This window comes from Nitrosomonas eutropha (genome assembly GCF_003201195.1).
Lineage (GTDB): Bacteria > Pseudomonadota > Gammaproteobacteria > Burkholderiales > Nitrosomonadaceae > Nitrosomonas > Nitrosomonas eutropha.
Genome location: NZ_QICQ01000065.1, coordinates 1 through 3,705, shown reverse-complemented (window position 1 = coordinate 3,705; position 3,705 = coordinate 1). Strand labels below are relative to the sequence as shown.

The 3,705-nt window shown below is 46.5% G+C and carries 3 protein-coding genes and 1 tRNA gene; 1 reads left to right on the top strand and 3 read right to left on the bottom strand.

Annotated features, from left to right (window positions below):
• Positions 1–108: 108 nt before the first annotated feature.
• From C8R14_RS14270 to C8R14_RS13010, 3 genes are all read right to left on the bottom strand, one after another.
• Positions 109–660, bottom strand: a complete 552-nt coding sequence (locus tag C8R14_RS14270) for a hypothetical protein (protein WP_258333082.1) — start codon at positions 658–660, stop codon at positions 109–111.
• A 94-nt stretch (positions 661–754) separates the two neighbouring features.
• Positions 755–1,543, bottom strand: a complete 789-nt coding sequence (locus tag C8R14_RS13015; protein WP_011634801.1) for a S1 family peptidase — start codon at positions 1,541–1,543, stop codon at positions 755–757.
• Positions 1,544–1,725: 182 nt separating this feature from the next.
• Positions 1,726–1,800, bottom strand: a tRNA-Val gene (locus tag C8R14_RS13010).
• 191 nt (positions 1,801–1,991) lie between these two features.
• Between C8R14_RS13010 and C8R14_RS13005 the strand changes: the two genes are divergently transcribed.
• The gene (locus tag C8R14_RS13005; RefSeq protein WP_011634800.1) at positions 1,992–3,377 is read left to right on the top strand and encodes an L-serine ammonia-lyase; all 1,386 of its coding nucleotides are present in this window, start codon (positions 1,992–1,994) and stop codon (positions 3,375–3,377) included.
• Positions 3,378–3,705: the final 328 nt, after the last annotated feature.

The window sequence follows — 3,705 nt, the reverse complement described above, 5'->3', positions numbered from 1 at the left end:
ACAGCCAAAACCAAAAACTGTGGAAGCCGGATGACTACTTTGACAATGGCGTTCAAACTGATGGAAGTGGCGCAGAAGAAATGGTTCCGACTAAGGGGCTATAAATTGTTAGCGGATGTTATGCAGGGCGTCAAATTCGTTAACGGCGTTAAACAAAATGGAGATCGAAAACAGGTAGCCGCTTGATTCTCTATACACCAGATTTGACAATAGCTCCAGTACCAGCGCCCGATAACGTAAATTATCCAGACCTTGCCATCTGAAAAAAAACAGCCGGATGAACAGTATTAGCAGCAAGGCCAACAGCATTACGATAGCCAGTAAACCGCGGCCAAAATAAAGATCCGGAAACAGGTAAAAAATCAGGGTGATAAAACCGAAGCCCAATGCAAAGGATGGCAGCAACCTGAGCAGAATACCCTCGAAATCCTGTCGACCTTCCATCTGGTACATGCCCAGTGCGGCCATGCTGGCGATAATAACGAAAGTAAAGGTAATTGCCCCGGGTAGCTGGGAGATTAGCAGCTCGGACATTGTGCCATCCCACTGCAGAAACCGGATGGCCGCTCCTGCAAAAAAAACTCCGAGCAGTGCGATAGTTTCAATGCTGGCAAGCAGTATCGAGAATCTGGAAATATAATGATTGGCTACTTGAATCAAAATACCTCCTTGCTAAATTGATGTATAAGCGACTGGCCAGATAAAAAAACAGCGAGTGTCGTTAAAGACAAACTATTCTACTAGCATAAATTAATTAGAAGTTACTTGGCTGCCTTGTTTTAAGCAAATCAATGATGTAATTACCAGGAATGGCATAACTGATTCCGCTTGGATCGCTCAGTATAGATTCCTTTTTACCTTTCACAAAGACCATATTTACCACGCCATAAACTTCACCCGTGTCCGGGTCGTAGAGTGGACTGCCACTGTTACCGGGGTAGGCTGTACCATCTAGCTGAAATACCTTGTAGGCTGATCTTTGCAACTGGCGAATTTTTGCGGCATCAAGCTGTCTGGCATTTTGTGCAGGGAGTATGACCGGGGTAATTGAAGAGATAGTAGCTCGATGGGTCACCGGGTAGAAACCAAGCACCATTCCGATCGGGAAGCCAGTGAATGCCAGTAATTTCCCTTCTCTTATTTTGCTGGCATTCCCTAGTTTCATTACGGGTAAAGCAGCTCCCTCGAAACGCAGCAGAGCCAGATCATGTTCCTTGTCCAGAGCAACTATAGTGGCATTTCTCAGTTCTGGCTTATCACCTTTGCCAGTTATGATGATTAATGAGTTTTTGTTCTTATCAGTAGACAGATCAGAAATTACATGAACATTGGTGATGACATGCAGCCCATCTTCGATTACAAAACCCGTTCCAAGAAAATTAACAGGGGGTGAACGTAATTTGTGGAAAGAGCCTACCCCGACAATTGCCGGCTTGACTCGCTCTATTGTTTCCACCAGGTCGGCTTGACAAAGAACGGATTGGAAGAGAATCAGGCATGCAAGAAACGATCGCAAAATGGAGAACCTTGCCGGATTGAGCATGAGTCAGGAGTAGGATTGGTTAAGAGTGAGTGTATCTGTGGAGACTTGAAAAGTCTGCTCAAGCTGTCACCGTTATATAAATAAGCAAACGGGCCTTTTGCTATGCTGTCAATTATAAGCTTTGGCAAGCATCTTCTTTCCGGCTTGCCGGATTAATGCAGGCGAACATACAGAAAGAAATATGGTAGACGGTATTGGAATTGAACCAATGACTTCCACCGTGTGAAGGTGGCACTCTACCGCTGAGTTAACCGCCTTTGTCGCCCTAAAACTACAGAATTAGACCATAGCCTGTTTATACAGGTCAATTATTATCTCTGTGATATTTCTGAAAATAATTCGATCTGTCTGTGAAGCGGATTTGCTCAATCCACTATAATACAATCTTGGCAATTACAACAAACTGTCGGGGCAATTTTCTTCTTAATACCAATCAAAAAATTATCCTATGTTTATAAGCGTTCTTGATCTGTTTAAAATCGGTATTGGCCCCTCCAGTTCGCACACGATGGGGCCAATGGCGGCAGCAAATGTTTTTCGTGATGATATTGACCAGCTGATTTTACAAACTCCGGATAATCGCAACCATCGTGTTTATTGCGTACTCAAGGGCTCACTCGCATTTACTGGAAGAGGGCACGCAACAGATAGGGCTGTAACTTTGGGATTGCATGGCTATAGCCCTGCATCCCTCGCCGGGCAGGATGTCAATGCGCTGACTGCAAAGCTCTGGGCGACCAATACTGTGCAGCTTGCCAGCGGCAGACACATTGATTTCAATCCGGAGGATGACATTGTCTTTGATAAATCTGATCCGTTACCGCAACATCCTAACGGAATGATTTTTTATCTTCTGGATGAGGAGGGAAAGAAAGTTCTGTCAGAAACATTCTTTTCCATCGGGGGTGGATTTATCTGTACGCTTGCAGAAATTAGCCAGCTGGATGCTCCGCTTAAAATTGAATTTGCTGGTACTTATCCATACCCGTTTGATTCAGCAGACAGTATGCTTGAGATGTCGCGGCAAAGTGGCTTATCCATTGCGGAAATGAAACGCGCCAATGAATTAACCAGGATGTCGGAACAAGATCTTGATCAGGGACTGGACAGTATCTGGCAGGCTATGTGTCATTGTGTTGAACAGGGACTGACGGCAGAAGGCCGCCTCCCAGGTATCCTGGGGATACGCCGGCGTGCAAAAGATCTATTCAAGCAACTGGAAACAAATCCGGAAAAAGGTACGCTGAATGACTGGTTATGCGCCTATGCCATGGCGGTGAATGAAGAGAATGCTGCGGGTCACATGGTTGTGACAGCGCCTACCAATGGCGCTGCCGGGGTTATTCCGGCAGTTATTTACTATCTGCTTAAGCATGAAGGTGGGACTCTGCAGCAAGTACGGGATTTTCTACTGACTGCTGCCGCAATTGGTGGGTTGATCAAGCATCGTAGCTCTATTTCCGGGGCGGAAGTAGGCTGTCAGGGAGAAGTGGGTTCGGCAGCAGCAATGGCTGCAGCTGGTCTTTCCGCGGTGCGGGGAGGGACCACTGAGCAAATCGAGAATGCGGCTGAAATTGCATTGGAACACCATTTGGGTATGACTTGCGATCCGGTTGGCGGGCTAGTTCAGGTGCCCTGTATTGAACGTAATGGTTTTGGCGCAATCAAGGCCCATACCGCTGCTGCACTTGCTTGCCGCGGTACGGGCGAGCATTTTATATCACTCGACAACTGCATTAACGCGATGAAGCAGACGGGTCTGGAGATGTCACACAAATACAAGGAAACTTCATTGGGTGGCCTGGCTGTCAGTGTCAGCATTACCGAATGCTGAGAATGGGATTCGAATAATCATTGGAAATGACGTATATAAGGGAGTATTGGATTTATGGATCTCTAAAACACCCGGTTTTCTACCCGTTTTTTGAAATGTCACTAACCACCACCACGCGGACACCTTAAAATTTCAGGCTTCCTCGGTAGTGGTGATTTCCGTTATCGCGCGTGCGTATGTCGGTGGTTGAAAATTCCCCTATCGTTACGTTAAGATAGCTTGAACTTTTTCAGGATTGCCTGGCACTTTGCCGTCCTGCGCGCTCGTTCTTCTTCCGTCCAATAATCAGGACGCTTTGCAGCCTTACCCAATAGCAAGCGCTCCAGGG

Bases quoted from the DNA above. Each gene is read 5' to 3' on its own strand.
- C8R14_RS13015 (WP_011634801.1), bottom strand. From the start codon at position 1,543: ATGCTCAATCCGGCAAGGTTCTCCATTTTGCGATCGTTTCTTGCATGC.
- C8R14_RS13005 (WP_011634800.1), top strand. From the start codon at position 1,992: ATGTTTATAAGCGTTCTTGATCTGTTTAAAATCGGTATTGGCCCCTCC.